The sequence below is a fragment of the Bacillus sp. MRMR6 genome (assembly GCF_001940785.1).
GTDB lineage: Bacteria > Bacillota > Bacilli > Bacillales > Cytobacillaceae > Neobacillus.
Genome location: NZ_MSLS01000003.1, coordinates 158,651 through 173,197, shown reverse-complemented (window position 1 = coordinate 173,197; position 14,547 = coordinate 158,651). Strand labels below are relative to the sequence as shown.

Annotated in this window: 12 protein-coding genes; 9 read left to right on the top strand and 3 right to left on the bottom strand. The window is 43.6% G+C overall.

Annotation, left to right across the window (positions count from 1 at the left end; genetic code table 11):
- Positions 1-39 precede the first annotated feature (39 nt).
- Positions 40-339, top strand: a complete 300-nt coding sequence (locus tag BTR25_RS28740; protein WP_483295232.1) for an H-type small acid-soluble spore protein — start codon at positions 40-42, stop codon at positions 337-339.
- Positions 340-370: 31 nt separating this feature from the next.
- Here BTR25_RS28740 and BTR25_RS05090 read toward each other — a convergent pair whose 3' ends face one another.
- The 3 genes from BTR25_RS05090 to cls all read right to left on the bottom strand — a co-directional run bounded on the left by BTR25_RS05090 (position 371) and on the right by cls (position 2,732).
- Positions 371-490: a DUF4023 family protein gene (locus BTR25_RS05090; protein WP_075686789.1), complete on the bottom strand. Its 120-nt coding sequence runs from the start codon at positions 488-490 to the stop codon at positions 371-373.
- A gap of 61 nt (positions 491-551) precedes the next feature.
- Positions 552-1,508: a UV DNA damage repair endonuclease UvsE gene (gene uvsE / locus BTR25_RS05085; RefSeq protein ID WP_075686787.1), complete on the bottom strand. Its 957-nt coding sequence runs from the start codon at positions 1,506-1,508 to the stop codon at positions 552-554.
- Positions 1,509-1,526: 18 nt separating this feature from the next.
- The gene (cls, locus tag BTR25_RS05080; protein WP_075686785.1) at positions 1,527-2,732 is read right to left on the bottom strand and encodes a cardiolipin synthase; all 1,206 of its coding nucleotides are present in this window, start codon (positions 2,730-2,732) and stop codon (positions 1,527-1,529) included.
- A 335-nt stretch (positions 2,733-3,067) separates the two neighbouring features.
- On the opposite strand from cls, the gene BTR25_RS05075 reads away from it, so the two are divergent.
- From BTR25_RS05075 to BTR25_RS05035, 8 genes are all read left to right on the top strand, one after another.
- Entirely contained in the window at positions 3,068-5,167 is a 2,100-nt protein-coding gene (locus tag BTR25_RS05075; RefSeq protein WP_075686783.1) for a 4Fe-4S dicluster domain-containing protein, read from the top strand.
- A gap of 256 nt (positions 5,168-5,423) precedes the next feature.
- Positions 5,424-6,611 carry an acetyl-CoA C-acetyltransferase gene (locus BTR25_RS05070; RefSeq protein WP_075686781.1) on the top strand — a complete coding sequence of 396 codons (1,188 nt, stop codon included), beginning with the start codon at positions 5,424-5,426 and terminating at the stop codon, positions 6,609-6,611.
- A 91-nt stretch (positions 6,612-6,702) separates the two neighbouring features.
- On the top strand, positions 6,703-7,554 hold the full coding sequence (locus BTR25_RS05065) for a 3-hydroxybutyryl-CoA dehydrogenase (RefSeq protein WP_075686779.1): 852 nt from the start codon (positions 6,703-6,705) through the stop codon (positions 7,552-7,554).
- Positions 7,555-7,574: 20 nt separating this feature from the next.
- Entirely contained in the window at positions 7,575-8,705 is a 1,131-nt protein-coding gene (locus tag BTR25_RS05060; protein WP_075686777.1) for an acyl-CoA dehydrogenase, read from the top strand.
- 197 nt (positions 8,706-8,902) lie between these two features.
- Entirely contained in the window at positions 8,903-10,045 is a 1,143-nt protein-coding gene (locus BTR25_RS05050; RefSeq protein ID WP_075686773.1) for an acyl-CoA dehydrogenase, read from the top strand.
- Between the two features lie 29 nt (positions 10,046-10,074).
- A complete protein-coding gene (locus BTR25_RS05045; RefSeq protein ID WP_075686771.1) occupies positions 10,075-10,719 on the top strand; it encodes a TetR/AcrR family transcriptional regulator in 645 nt (214 codons plus the stop codon).
- Positions 10,720-10,773: 54 nt separating this feature from the next.
- Positions 10,774-14,040: a fused isobutyryl-CoA mutase/GTPase IcmF gene (icmF, locus tag BTR25_RS05040; protein WP_075686769.1), complete on the top strand. Its 3,267-nt coding sequence runs from the start codon at positions 10,774-10,776 to the stop codon at positions 14,038-14,040.
- 220 nt (positions 14,041-14,260) lie between these two features.
- On the top strand, positions 14,261-14,458 hold the full coding sequence (locus BTR25_RS05035) for a hypothetical protein (RefSeq protein ID WP_075686767.1): 198 nt from the start codon (positions 14,261-14,263) through the stop codon (positions 14,456-14,458).
- The last annotated feature ends 89 nt before the right edge of the window (positions 14,459-14,547 follow it).

Below are 14,547 nucleotides of genomic sequence, written 5' to 3'. Positions count from 1 at the left end.
TGAAGATTTTGCTCCCTTTTTAGCAAAGGGGGCATTTTTATGGTAGGTAAAACTTCCATGCTGGCAGGTAAATCAGTTGGATTTTCCCACCACCACATGAATAGTTCTCCAGTTTTTGCAGATATTATTAGTGACTTTGATGGAGGAGTGAACCGTATGAACGTAGGAAGGGCTAAGGAAATTGCTGAGTCTGTTGAAATGATTAATGTGACCTATGATGGAGCGCCTGTGATCATCCAGCATGTAGATGAGGCAACGAAAATGGCGAGAATTTATTCGAAGCAGAATCCCGAAGAAGAGCGAGACGTCCCGGTCTTAAACTTAATCGAGGAAGATTAAAAAAGAGTCTCCACATCGGAGACTCTTTTGGTTAATGCAGCTTATTAGGAAGTTTTTGTTCGGGATGGCCATTGCCCTGGCTTTTTTTGTTTTTCGCTTGTTTTTTCTTATTTTCATTGAATTTTTGGACAAATTGGTTAGTACTCTCCATTTATATCCCTCCTTGGTTCATCGGATTTACTTTAACCACTTATCACGAAAAACATGCACCGTTATTTCACTTCAATAGTCCCGCCGCTGATACGTTTGTAGCCGCGAAGCTTGCTCATGTCCTCGACTAGTTTTAATAGCGCCTGGTCCTTTGATTTTGCCTCAATCATGAAATCAATATCCTGTCCTAGTTCGCGAAGCAAATCCAGTAGGGGCATGATAAAATTCAAATCAACCATTTCTGCATGGGCGCGGAATTCCTTCTGGCTCCTTGGTGAACTGATGTGAATCTTGGGGATGTGATGGGTATGGTCCCAGGTTTGAAACACTCTTGGCAGAAGGTCTCTAAGTTCAGGCACGCAAAGATTGGCCATATGGTGATGATAGTCGAACACGAGCGGAATCGATTCCTTTTCACAAGCGAGCAGGGTCTCCTCTGTGTTGTAGGTTTTATCATCATTTTCTAAGGTCATCACTCTTTTAATATGAAGTGGCAGCTTTTTAAGATTTTTATGAAAGCGAGTAATGGTTTCCACCTTATCGCCGTAAGCACCACCAATATGAATATTGATTAGCCCAGCATCCGCCACACCCATCGCTTGAAACATGTCATAGTGGTATTCCATATCGATGACGGCATTATCGGTAATCTTTTTTTGCTTCGAGGTGAACAAAGTAAATTGATTTGGATGAAAGCTAACCCTGAGTCTATGCTTTTTGATAAGTTTGCCAAGTTCTTGCCATTCGTTCTGAAAAGGTGTTATAAAATCCCAGCGGACATCGGGATGGGTCGCTAAAGGAACAATCGAGCTGGAAAGCCGGTACACCTCAATTTCATGGGCGATATTGTAGTGAAGCATCCGTAATGTATGATGAATATTTTGCTGGGTAACATGCAGCAATTTTTCAATGCGTTCCCCTTCACTTAACTGCTGGTAGCGGGTATAGGTAAGACTTTTAGCAGGGGAAGCATCCCATAGACTGATCGCCGTTGATACATAACCGAAACGGATCTTCATCTTTTACCTAACTCCTGTCTATAAAAAATAGGAAAAAGCACCAGCAATAGCTTCTTTAAATGTCCTTTTTAGATTTTTTTTATTAAGGTCCTCTAAGCTTACCTGTTTAGAATCAAGAATGTCTTTTTCTAAAATTTCTTTAAAACGCCTAACAAAGGCAGGGTCATAGAAATAACAATTGATTTCTTTGTTTAAAAATAAACTCCTTTTATCAAAATTGGCGGTCCCAATGTCGCAGATTTTCTCATCAATGACAATGGATTTGGCGTGATAAAATCCTTTTTTATATTGATACACCTGTGCACCTTCACGAAGCATCGTTCGTAAATACCGGTATGAAGCTTCTTGTACAAGCATATGATCAGATATAAAAGGGACAACAATCGTAATTTGAATTCCTCTCTTTGCGGCTTGCACGAGTTCGTCAAGGACCTTATTACTTGGTACAAAATAAGGTGTGCCAATCATAATCGAATCCTCCGCTTTCCGCAGCAGAGCGATGTACCTGTCTTCAAGCTGATTTGCTTCTGTTGGGACATATTGATGGGGTATCCTGCCTTTCGGCTGTTTTTCATAATAAACCGATTCATCCGTAAGTTTTTCTTCTGAATACTCCTTCCAATCATTAAAAAATTCTTGCTGGAGGGAGGGGATACTCTCACCGGTAATTTTTAAATGATAATCACGCCACGGACTCAGCTCGGGATCTTGATCGATGTACTCTTTACCAATATTGAAGCCGCCAAGGTAACCAATTTTACCATCAATAATCGAGATTTTGCGGTGATTTCTTACTTGTGACGAGTAAAAAAGGTAGGGCAGCTTTATTCGATTGCTATAAGCAAATTGGACACCAGCATCCTGCAATTCGATTATTGTTTGCTTTTTTAATCCAAAACTGCCGATTCTGTCTGCGAGCAGTCTGACTTCCACGCCCTCTTTCGCTTTTGCTTTTAAAATATCAAAAAATTCCTGACTGAATTCGTCATCTCGGACGATATAAAACAATATGTGGATATGCTTTTTTGCACTTTGTAATTCACTAAAATAATCGGAAAATAATGATTTGCCCCGAGGGAAAATATCGAAATCCCCATATAGAATAGGGTTCTCCTGTTGTTTACGAGTGATCGAAAAGTGTTTCTGCCTGCCTAGCGAGAAATCTAGGTAGAGCCAGACAAAAATCAGTAGTAAAAGTCCTGTCAAAATAAAAATAAACCTCATAAACAATTTTCCTCCAATCATTTATCCCACACACAACATGGATGGAAAGGTTTAAAGAACCGCAAACAAAACAATCAAAGGGTTATGGAGGATAATCCCGTTAATTGTAGTTTGACTTTGTTTTATGTTTGCCAAACAAGGTCATTAGTATGAATTTGAAAGGCCATTAGTATGAATTTGCAAAAAGTCAAATGAACTTTTAAGTAAAAATCATTGACTGAATGCTCATTCATATTATAATGGAGATAAGTATAAATTCAGAAAATGTTAAAAATTTTCTACAACTTTGGGTTTTGGAAGGAACAATTTAAAATTAAGGGGAAGGGGCGTTTTGAATGAGTGGGCTATTATGGGTTAATCTTATTGCATTCCTAGTTGTAACCGCTTACGCTGTCAGTCTATTTGTTTATGTAGTGAAAACTCGGATTGAATTCATAAAGCTTGGAAAAAAAGTCGAGTTTGACAACAAGGTGAAAGAACGACTCCAGAAAATTTGGGTAAACGTATTCGGTCAGAAGAAATTATTAAAGGACAAGAAGAGCGGTATCATGCATATTATGTTCTTTTATGGCTTTATTCTCGTTCAATTTGGTGCGATTGATTTTATTTGGAAGGGGTTAGCTCCAGGTTCACACTTACCGCTTGGACCAATATATTCCGGTTTCACCTTTTTCCAAGAAATCGTTACATTGATGATTTTAGTTGCCGTGATTTGGGCCTTTTATCGCCGTTACGTTGAAAAATTAGTTCGCTTAAAGCGTAATTTCAAATCAGGACTTGTCCTTATATTTATCGGCGGCTTGATGCTTTCTGTTCTAGTTGGAAACGGAATGGGCATTATCTGGCACGGTCATGAGGCTACGTGGGCAGAGCCGATTGCTTCGTTGATTGCAGTCGCTTTTTCGTGGATAGGTGAAACCGCTGCCATTAGTATCTTCTATCTTGCCTGGTGGGTGCATTTATTATTTTTATTAACCTTCCTTGTCTATGTTCCGCAGTCCAAGCATGCGCACTTAATTGCTGGACCAGCAAACGTTTATTTCAACCGTTTAGATAAACCGGGCAAGTTGATGAAGGTTGATTTTGAAGATGAATCACAAGAAAGCTTTGGCGTTGGAAAAATTGAAGACTTTACCCAGCATCAGATGATTGATTTTTATGCTTGTGTGGAATGTGGACGATGTACCAATATGTGTCCGGCTACAGGAACAGGCAAAATGCTTTCGCCCATGGATTTAATCGTAAAACTACGAGATCACCTGACCAATCATGGCGCAGCGGTGACCTCGAAACAGCCTTGGGTCCCAACCTTTGCCTTTACTAATACAGTTGGTAACCAGCTTGCGATAGCGGCTGGCGGCCAAGGAGCACAAGAATCAGCAGCAGCGCATGTATACAATCCAAGTCTAATTGGTGATGTGATTACCGAAGAAGAAATCTGGGCATGTACGACCTGTCGAAATTGTGAAGACCAATGTCCAGTTATGAATGAACACGTAGATAAAATCATTGACCTTCGCCGTTACTTAGTTTTAACAGAAGGAAAGATGGATGCAGATGCCCAGCGTGCGATGACCAATATTGAACGTCAAGGCAATCCATGGGGCTTAAACCGAAAAGAACGTGAAACATGGCGTGAAGCACGCGAAGACGTTCATGTTCCAACGGTAAAAGAAGCGAAAAAGGCTGGCGAGGAAATTGAATACTTATTTTGGGTTGGCTCAATGGGCTCCTACGATAATCGCAGCCAAAAGATTGCCCTTTCGTTTGCGAAGCTGTTAAACGAAGCGGGTGTGAAGTTTGCAATCTTGGGGAATAAAGAGAAAAACTCAGGTGACACGCCGCGCCGTCTTGGTAATGAGTTCTTGTTCCAAGAGCTGGCAAGCAACAATATTGCAGAATTTGAAAAGGCTGAGGTTAAGAAGATTGTGACAATCGACCCGCATGCCTATAATATTTTTAAAAATGAGTACCCTGACTTTGGTTTAGAAGCAGAGGTTTACCATCATACGGAAGTGTTATATGAACTCGTTCGTGACGGTAAGCTTGTAGCTAAGCATGCTGTGAATGAAACGATTACCTTCCATGATTCTTGTTACTTAGGTCGATACAACGATGTATATGATCCGCCGAGAGAGATTCTAAAATCGATTCCTGGCGTAAAGCTTGTGGAAATGGAACGTAATCGTGAAACGGGAATGTGCTGTGGCGCAGGCGGAGGCTTAATGTGGATGGAGGAAGAAACAGGCCATCGCATCAACGTCAGCCGAACAGAGCAGGCACTAGCCGTCAATCCTTCCGTCATCAGCTCAGGCTGTCCATACTGCCTAACCATGCTGTCAGACGGAACAAAAGCAAAAGAAGTAGAAGAAGAAGTATCAACCTACGACGTCGCCGAACTTTTAGAAAAAGCTGTATGCGGGGAAGTGGCATAACTTTCAATTTTTTAAAATAGCTGAAGTTGATTTGTGTATTGCCAGAATTCAAAAAAAATTAAGAATTTTGTGCAAAACATTTCAACTTTTGCTATTTTTTATGTAAAATAAAAGCATAAAGTAAAACGCTTACATTTGTAAAAGGTGCGGTCGGAAGGCCTGTACGATTTTTTTGTACAAATATTGAGCGAGCGTTCAGTCAATCAGTGAAGGGATCTTTACGAAACTTAGTAATTTGAAAAGGGGAGAAATTGAAATGGGGAGAACAGTCATTTTAAGCGGGGTACGAACACCTTTTGGAAAGCTAGGCGGATCATTAAGCAGCCTGACTGCTTCACAGCTTGGGGGTATAGCTGTGAAAGAAGCCTTACTACGAGCAGGGGTGCAAGCTGAAGAAGTACAGGAAGTGATTTTAGGAACGGTTTTACAAGGGGGCCAGGGACAAATTCCGTCACGCCAAGCGGCTAGAGTTGCAGGATTGCCTTGGGGGGTAAAAACAGAAACCGTAAATAAAGTCTGTGCTTCAGGGATGCGCAGTGTGACTCTGGCAGATCAAATCATACGCGCCGGTGATGAACAGGTCATTGTGGCCGGAGGCATGGAATCGATGAGCAATGCACCATACATTCTCCCAAAAGCGCGCTGGGGACTGAAAATGGGCGACTCCACCGTAAAGGATTTAATGATACATGATGGCTTAAGCTGCAGCTTTACCGGTGTCCATATGGGCACCTACGGAAACTCAACCGCAAAAGAAATGGAAATCAGCCGCGAGGCACAAGACGAGTGGGCACTAAGAAGCCACCAGCGGGCAATTGCCGCCATCGAAAGCGGGAAATTTTCTCAGGAAATAGTGCCTGTCACCGTACCTCAGTTAAGAGGGGAACCCGTTGTCGTCGAACAGGATGAAGCACCACGTAAAGACACTTCACTAGATAGATTGGCAAAGCTAGCACCAGTTTTTAATTCTGATGGAACCATCACAGCTGGAAATGCACCGGGTGTCAATGACGGGGCGGCGGCTCTTGTATTGATGAGTGAGGAGCTTGCCGAGGCGCAGGGGTGTAATCCGGAAGCGATTATCCTAGGTCATGCGGCCGTTGCTGTTGAAGCAAAGGACTTCCCGCAAACACCTGGGCTTGTCATTAATAGCTTATTAAAAAAGACAGGCAAAACCGTTGATGAAATTGATTTATTTGAAATAAACGAAGCCTTTGCGGCCGTTAGTTTAGCGAGTGGCAAAATTGCCGGACTTGACCATGAAAAGATCAATGTGAATGGCGGCGCGGTGGCATTAGGTCATCCGATTGGAGCAAGCGGTGCGCGGATCATCATTACCTTAATGCATGAATTAAAGCGACGAGGTGGCGGAATCGGAATTGCTGCTATCTGCAGCGGCGGCGGCCAGGGCGATGCTGTAATGATTGAGGTACCAAAGGCTTAGATGCTGCTGGAAATTTGGTTAGTGTTTTGAGTTTTTTACTAGATTAATAACGGGGTCAGAATTTTTTCTGACCCCTATTGGAGGGGAAGAAATGAAGGTTGATAAGATTTTAGTAATCGGTGCGGGTCAAATGGGGTCTGGGATTGCCCAGGTGTGCGCGCAGGCAGGCTATCAGGTTACACTCAATGACTTGAAACTAGAGTTTGTGGAGCGCGGTTTATCTGTAATCAACAAAAACTTATCACGCAATGTTGACAAAGGGCGTATGACAGATGCAGAAAAGCAAGAAATTCTTAGTCGGATTACCGCTTCCACAGACCTGAATGATGCCAGCGGGGTCGATCTTGTAATTGAAGCAGCTGTTGAAAATATGGAAATCAAAACAAAGATTTTTGCGCAATTAGATGAAATTGCAGCTCCACATGCCATTTTGGCGTCTAACACCTCCTCCTTGCCGATCACAGAAATTGCCGCGGCAACTAATCGTCCAGAAAAAGTGATTGGTATGCATTTCATGAATCCAGTACCAGTGATGAAACTAGTTGAAATTATCCGCGGCTTAGCGACAGCGGATGACGTTTATCAAGTCATTGAAGATATGACGAAAACAATTGGCAAGGTACCTGTGGAGGTCAATGACTATCCGGGCTTTGTTTCCAACCGAATACTTTTGCCGATGATTAATGAAGCGATTTATACGCTCTATGAAGGTGTGGCGACGAAGGAAGCGATTGACGAGGTAATGAAACTGGGAATGAACCACCCAATGGGGCCGTTAACGCTTGCTGATTTTATCGGCTTAGATACTTGTCTATATATTATGGAAACCTTGCATGAAGGCTTCGGTGATGACAAGTACCGCCCATGCCCGCTGCTTCGGAAATATGTAAAAGCCGGCTGGCTCGGAAAGAAATCAGGACGCGGTTTTTATATTTACGAGTGACCTCGGGAAGGGAGAAAGATATGAAGCTTACATTCACAGAAGAGCAGGAAATGATGCGGAAGATGGTTCGTGATTTCGCAGAAAATGAGATTGCTCCCTTTATAGATAGAATGGAAAAAGGTGAGTTTCCCCGTGAAATTCTTCGTAAAATGGGTGAACTCGGTTTGATGGGCATTCCGGTCCCTGAAAAGTACGGCGGAGCTGAAATGGATTTTACCTCCTATATTATTGCCATTAATGAATTATCGAGGGTGAGTGCCACGGTCGGTGTAATCTTGTCTGTGCATACAAGTGTCGGCACCAACCCGATTCTTTATTTTGGCACGGAAGAACAAAAACAGCGGTTTGTCCCAAAGCTTGCATCAGGCGAATATTTAGGTGCCTTTTGTTTAACAGAAGCCAGTTCGGGCTCTGATGCTGCGAGCTTGAAATCACGAGCGGTACGTGATGCTGACCATTATGTGATCAACGGCTCGAAGATGTTTATAACAAATGGCGGGGAAGCAGATGTGTATATTGTATTTGCTTCAACCAATCCAGAGCTTGGTGCCAAAGGGATCTCATGCTTTATTGTTGAAAAAAATACACCTGGCTTTGTCATCGGTAAAGACGAACACAAAATGGGATTACATGGCTCGAGAACCGTACAGCTAACGTTTGAAGATATGAGAGTACCAGCAGCAAATCTTCTTGGCCAAGAGGGAGAGGGCTTTAAAATTGCGATGGCGAATCTAAATGTCGGTCGAATCGGCATTGCTGCACAGGCACTTGGGATTGCAGAAGCAGCCTTAGACGCAGCAACCGGCTACGCTAAAGAGCGCCAGCAATTTGGCAAACCGATTGCGGTTCAGCAAGGCATCGGCTTTAAGCTTGCTGATATGGCAACGAATGTTGAGGCGGCAAAACTACTACTCTACCGGGCTGCAGATCTGCGGTCGAAAGGGCTGGAATGTGGAAAAGAAGCTTCAATGGCAAAATTATATGCCTCAAAGACAGCGGTAGAGGTGGCCATAGAAGCGGTACAAGTTTTCGGAGGCTACGGCTATACAGAGGAATACCCGGTGGAGCGCTACTTCCGTGATGCGAAAATAACCGAAATCTACGAGGGCACAAGCGAGATTCAGCGGATTGTTATTAGTAAATATCTTTAACTTCTTGGGTATATTCAATTTTTTGTAGAATGTAGACCGGAATTTGTAGATATAGACCTAAAATTTGTTGATATCGGTCCGGAATTTGTAGATATAGACCTAAAATTTGTTGATATCGATCCAGAATTTGTTGATATAGACCTAAAATTTGTAGAAATACGAATTTGTGTACTTTAAACATTAGGAGGACTCCCATTATGAACTTTCGATTGTCTGAAGAGCATGAAATGATTAGAAAAATGGTGCGTGATTTTGCTCGAAACGAGGTTGCACCGACCGCCGCGGAACGGGATGAGGAGGAGCGCTTTGATCGTGAGATTTTCGATCAAATGGCAGAGTTAGGATTAACGGGTATTCCATGGCCGGAAGAGTACGGCGGCATCGGCAGTGATTATTTGGCATATTGCATCGCAGTAGAAGAACTTTCTCGTGTAGATGCCAGCATCGGTGTAACGCTATCTGCTCATACTTCACTGGCAGGCTGGCCGATTTACAAATTCGGCTCTGAGGAACAAAAACAAACCTATTTACGCCCGATGGCAGAGGGGAAGAAAATCGGTGCTTACGGCTTAACAGAGCCGGGAAGCGGTTCAGATGCAGGCGGGATGAGAACGATGGCTCGTTTAGAAGGAGATCATTACGTCCTTAATGGCTCAAAAATTTTCATCACAAACGGCGGCGAGGCAGAAATCTATGTGGTTTTCGCTTTAACAGACCCATCAAGTAAGCAAAAAGGAACAACAGCGTTCATCGTCGAAAGCGGCTTCCCAGGGTTCTCGGTTGGGAAGAAAGAAAAGAAGCTTGGCATTCGCTCATCACCAACAACGGAAATTATTTTTGAAGATTGCAAGGTGCCTGTCGTAAATAGGCTTGGCGCGGAGGGAGAAGGTTTTAAAATTGCGATGATGACCCTTGATGGCGGCCGCAACGGCATCGCCGCACAAGCAGTCGGAATTGCTCAAGGTGCGTTAGACGCTGCGGTCGACTATGCAAAAGAGCGCCAGCAATTTGGCAAACCGATTGCTGCCAATCAAGGAATTGCCTTTAAGCTTGCCGATATGGCAACAAGTATTGAAGCGTCTAGGCTATTAACCTACCAAGCAGCATGGTTAGAGTCGGAGGGCCTGCCGTACGGTAAAGAATCTGCGATGTCTAAATTACTTGCTGGTGACACAGCGATGAAGGTGACAACGGAGGCGGTTCAGGTCTTTGGCGGCTATGGCTATACAAAGGATTATCCGGTAGAACGCTACATGCGCGATGCGAAAATCACACAAATTTATGAGGGAACACAGGAAATTCAACGCCTTGTTATCTCAAGGATGATAACAAATAATTGAATTGTAGAACAAAGGCGGTTTGATAGGGGATGAAAAAGCGGGAAGTACATGCTTCGGTTAAAGACGAACGCCTTGTGCAAAGAAGACGAAATCAAATGATCAAAGGGGCCGTTGCTCTTTTTAAAGAAAAAGGATTTCATCGAACGACTACACGTGAAATTGCCAAAGCGGCCGGTTTTAGCATCGGGACGTTATACGAATATATCCGAACGAAGGAAGATGTCTTATACCTCGTTTGCGATAGTATTTATGACCATGTCAGCGAGCGGCTTCAGCAGGACCTAGAGCAGAAGCAAGGCACATTAAAGAGCCTGAAGCAGGGGATTGCCAACTATTTCCGAGTTATCGATGAAATGCAGGCTGAAGTTCTGGTCATGTACCAAGAAGCGAAGTCACTGACAAAGGATGCCCTTCCATATGTGTTGAAGAAGGAATTACAAATGGCAGGGATGTTTGAAAAGCTTCTGACGCTCTGTGTGGAAAATGGCGAGCTCCATTTAACAGATGAGCAGGTGAAAATCATTTCCCACAATATCATTGTCGAGGGACAAATGTGGAGCTTCCGCCGCTGGGCACTGCAAAAATCATTTACGCTCGAAGAATACATTGAGCTTCAAACCAATCTTTTAATTACCGGACTGACAAACATGAACAAAGGGAATTCGGAACATTAATACAATGCGGGTGCTCACCTAGCACCCTGCCTGTTTCAAATGAGGGGGAGAAGGATGACGACAACGGAAATTTATCGACCGAAGCATCATGTCCGCTTTGTGACGGCTTCGAGTTTGTTTGATGGTCACGATGCTTCAATTAATATTATGAGAAGAATCCTCCAGGCGAGCGGAGCAGAGGTCATTCATTTAGGCCATAATCGCTCGGTTGAGGAGGTTGTAAACGCAGCGATACAAGAGGATGCACAAGGGATTGCGATTTCTTCTTATCAGGGTGGACACGTAGAGTACTTTAAATATATGTACGAGTTATTGAAGGAAAAAGGTGCTCCGAACATCCGCATTTATGGCGGCGGCGGCGGAGTGATTATCCCTCGTGAGATCAAGGAGCTCCATGACTATGGAATTGCTTGGATTTTCTCACCTGAAGATGGCAGAACAATGGGTTTGCAGGGGATGATTAATCGCATGCTCGAGGAGTGTGATTTCCCTACCGTTACAACGGATGCAACCGAGCAGATTGAAAAGCTGCCAACGGGCGATGTTAATGCCATTGCGAAGCTGATTACGATTGCCGAGCTACATGTTGATAAAAAACGTGAAGCGGCAGCAGCGGCGGAAAGCCTGCTTGAAAAAGTTAAAACGATGTCACAGGAAGTTCCGGTTGTCGGGATTACTGGAACAGGCGGTGCTGGAAAAAGCTCGTTAACAGATGAATTGATTCGTCGGTTTATTAATGAGTTTCCTGCTAAAAAGGTTGCGATTCTTTCTGTTGACCCAACAAAGCAAAAAACAGGCGGGGCCTTACTAGGTGACCGAATTCGAATGAATGCCATTTTCAACCCCAATGTGTATATGCGAAGCCTGGCAACAAGGGCATCGAGAAATGAATTGTCGCTGGCCATTAAGGATGCCGTATCCGTTGTGAAGGCGGCAGGCTTTGACCTTGTCATCGTGGAAACAAGTGGAATTGGTCAAGGTGATGCTGAGATTACCGAAATCTGCGACATGTCCCTTTATGTGATGACGAGTGAGTTTGGGGCTCCTTCACAGCTTGAGAAGATTGACATGATTGATTTTGCTGATTTAATTGTCATTAATAAATTTGAGCGCAAGGGTTCAGAGGATGCTAGAAGTCAGGTGCAAAAGCAGTATCAGCGCAGCCATATGCTGTTTGAAAAGGATCCTTCGGAAATGCCTGTATACGGTACGATTGCGAGTCAATTCAATGACCCGGGTACAAATGCTTTATTTGCTGTATTAATAGAAAAAATGAATGAAAAAGTCGGAACGGATTGGGTGACCTCTTTTTCAAAAAATGTAGTGGTTGAAAAACAAAATGTGATCATCCCCACGGACCGACGTTATTATCTTCGGGAAATTTCCGAAACGGTCCGGCGCTACCATAAGGCTTCCGAAGAGCAGGCGAATATTTCCCGGAAATTATTCCAGCTTGAGGGTGCCATTCTAGCCGTAAAAGAAAGCGGAGCTAATGCTGCTGTTTTAGCAGCGTTAACAGCGCTCAAAGAGGAAACAGAAGCAAAGTTGACACCTGAATCGAAGAAAATCCTCAGTGGTTGGGAAAAAACGAAAGAGGCATACAGCAGCAACCAATTTATCACGCGTATTCGTGATAAAGATATTATTACAGTCTTAAAAACAAAGAGCCTTTCAGGGATTGATATTCCTAAGGTGGCTTTGCCGAAGTATAAAGATTACGGTGAAATTATCCGCTGGGTGTACCGTGAAAATCTTCCTGGAAACTTCCCCTATACGGCAGGAGTATTCCCGTTCAAGCGTGAGGGCGAGGATCCGAAGCGGCAATTTGCAGGCGAGGGAACTCCGGATAGAACCAATCGAAGGTTCCACTATTTATCAAAGGATGATTCGGCTAAACGTTTAAGTACGGCGTTTGATTCCGTAACCTTATATGGTGAGGATCCGGATTACCGCCCAGATATTTTCGGAAAGGTTGGCGAGTCCGGCGTCAGCGTTTGTACACTCGATGATATGAAAAAGCTGTATGCTGGCTTTGACCTCTGCCAACCATCAACATCCGTCTCGATGACGATTAACGGTCCTGCACCGATTATTTTGGCGATGTTCATGAACACGGCAATTGACCAGCAGGTGAAGAACAGAGAGGAAGAGCTTGGGCGGATGCTGACGGTTGAAGAATTTGCTGAAGTGAAGGCTTATACGTTAAAAACAGTTCGAGGAACCGTACAGGCTGATATTCTAAAAGAAGACCAGGGACAAAACACCTGTATTTTTTCAACAGAATTTGCGCTGCGAATGATGGGTGATATTCAGCAATATTTCATTGATCATCAAGTGCGTAATTATTACTCTGTTTCGATTTCTGGATACCATATTGCCGAAGCAGGAGCGAACCCGATTTCGCAGCTGGCCTTTACGTTATCTAATGGGTTCACCTATGTGGAATACTATTTGAGCCGCGGCATGCATATTGATGATTTTGCGCCAAACCTTTCCTTCTTCTTCTCAAATGGTTTAGATCCGGAGTATACGGTCATTGGGCGAGTAGCCAGGAGAATTTGGGCCACGGTGATGCGTGATAAGTATGGTGCAAATGAGCGAAGCCAAAAGCTAAAGTATCATATTCAAACCTCCGGCCGTTCTTTGCATGCGCAGGAAATCGACTTTAATGATATTAGAACAACACTGCAGGCATTGATGGCCTTGCAGGATAACTGTAATTCACTTCATACCAACGCATATGACGAAGCAATTACGACACCAACAGAGGAATCGGTTCGCCGCGCAATGGCAATTCAAATGATTATCACAAAAGAGCACGGACTAACGAAAAATGAAAATCCGTTGCAGGGCTCGTTTATCGTCGACGAACTGACCGACCTAGTAGAAGAGGCGGTTCTGCAGGAATTTGAACGCCTGAATGACCGCGGTGGTGTGCTTGGCTCGATGGAAACCCAATACCAGCGTGGTAAAATCCAGGATGAGTCGATGTATTATGAAATGAAAAAGCATACAGGTGAGCTGCCAATCATTGGCGTTAATACGTACTTGAATCCAAATCCACCTTCAGAAGACGACGTCAACAACATGGAACTTGCAAGGGCATCCCTAGAAGAAAAGGAATTGCAGATTCACAATCTGCGTGCCTTCCAGGAAGCCCACAAACAAGAAACAGCAGAAGCACTCAAACGCCTAAAGCTTGCCGCCGTCAACAACGGCAACATATTTGCCGAATTAATGGAAACAGTAAAAGTGGCAAGCCTTGGCCAAATCACCAAAGCCCTCTACCAAGTCGGCGGCCAGTATCGAAGAAATATGTAATCTAAATCTGTGACCCAATTGCTGTTGAACAGCTTTATCAAAGTGCAATTTATTTGATTGGAGCGAAAGGTGCGAGACTCTGCGGCACGCCCGCGGAAAGCGAAGCACCTTTCGCTCCAATCTCGTTAAAAATTTATTTTTCAACAAGTGCAAAAATTGGGCCATTATCTTATATAATCTAACTAGCAAATTACTTCTTAAGTTCTGGCGGGTGTGGACAATGAGGCTCAGTACCATCATATATACGTTAATCATTTTTGCTTGGCCGCTATACTTTCTTTATGAGCATTCCCTAGGCGCAATTTCCTTCCTGCTACTAGCACTCTTCTTCCTTTTCATTGCAATCAAAGAGTTGAAAAAGATAAAATCAGATGGCGAACAGCCAAAAAAGGAAAAAATCAAGCAAAACAGCAGATAGAACTAGCATAAACGGCAGGATTTTGTTTATAATGAAGAATATGTATTTTTATAGGTGCCTGATTGAATGCTGTAAGCTTTGCTGTCAGG

Bases quoted from the DNA above. Each gene is read 5' to 3' on its own strand.
- BTR25_RS28740 (WP_483295232.1), top strand. From the start codon at position 40: ATGGTAGGTAAAACTTCCATGCTGGCAGGTAAATCAGTTGGATTTTCC.
- BTR25_RS05090 (WP_075686789.1), bottom strand. From the start codon at position 490: ATGGAGAGTACTAACCAATTTGTCCAAAAATTCAATGAAAATAAGAAA.
- uvsE (WP_075686787.1), bottom strand. From the start codon at position 1,508: ATGAAGATCCGTTTCGGTTATGTATCAACGGCGATCAGTCTATGGGAT.
- cls (WP_075686785.1), bottom strand. From the start codon at position 2,732: ATGAGGTTTATTTTTATTTTGACAGGACTTTTACTACTGATTTTTGTC.
- BTR25_RS05075 (WP_075686783.1), top strand. From the start codon at position 3,068: ATGAGTGGGCTATTATGGGTTAATCTTATTGCATTCCTAGTTGTAACC.
- BTR25_RS05070 (WP_075686781.1), top strand. From the start codon at position 5,424: ATGGGGAGAACAGTCATTTTAAGCGGGGTACGAACACCTTTTGGAAAG.
- BTR25_RS05065 (WP_075686779.1), top strand. From the start codon at position 6,703: ATGAAGGTTGATAAGATTTTAGTAATCGGTGCGGGTCAAATGGGGTCT.
- BTR25_RS05060 (WP_075686777.1), top strand. From the start codon at position 7,575: ATGAAGCTTACATTCACAGAAGAGCAGGAAATGATGCGGAAGATGGTT.
- BTR25_RS05050 (WP_075686773.1), top strand. From the start codon at position 8,903: ATGAACTTTCGATTGTCTGAAGAGCATGAAATGATTAGAAAAATGGTG.
- BTR25_RS05045 (WP_075686771.1), top strand. From the start codon at position 10,075: ATGAAAAAGCGGGAAGTACATGCTTCGGTTAAAGACGAACGCCTTGTG.
- icmF (WP_075686769.1), top strand. From the start codon at position 10,774: ATGACGACAACGGAAATTTATCGACCGAAGCATCATGTCCGCTTTGTG.
- BTR25_RS05035 (WP_075686767.1), top strand. From the start codon at position 14,261: ATGAGGCTCAGTACCATCATATATACGTTAATCATTTTTGCTTGGCCG.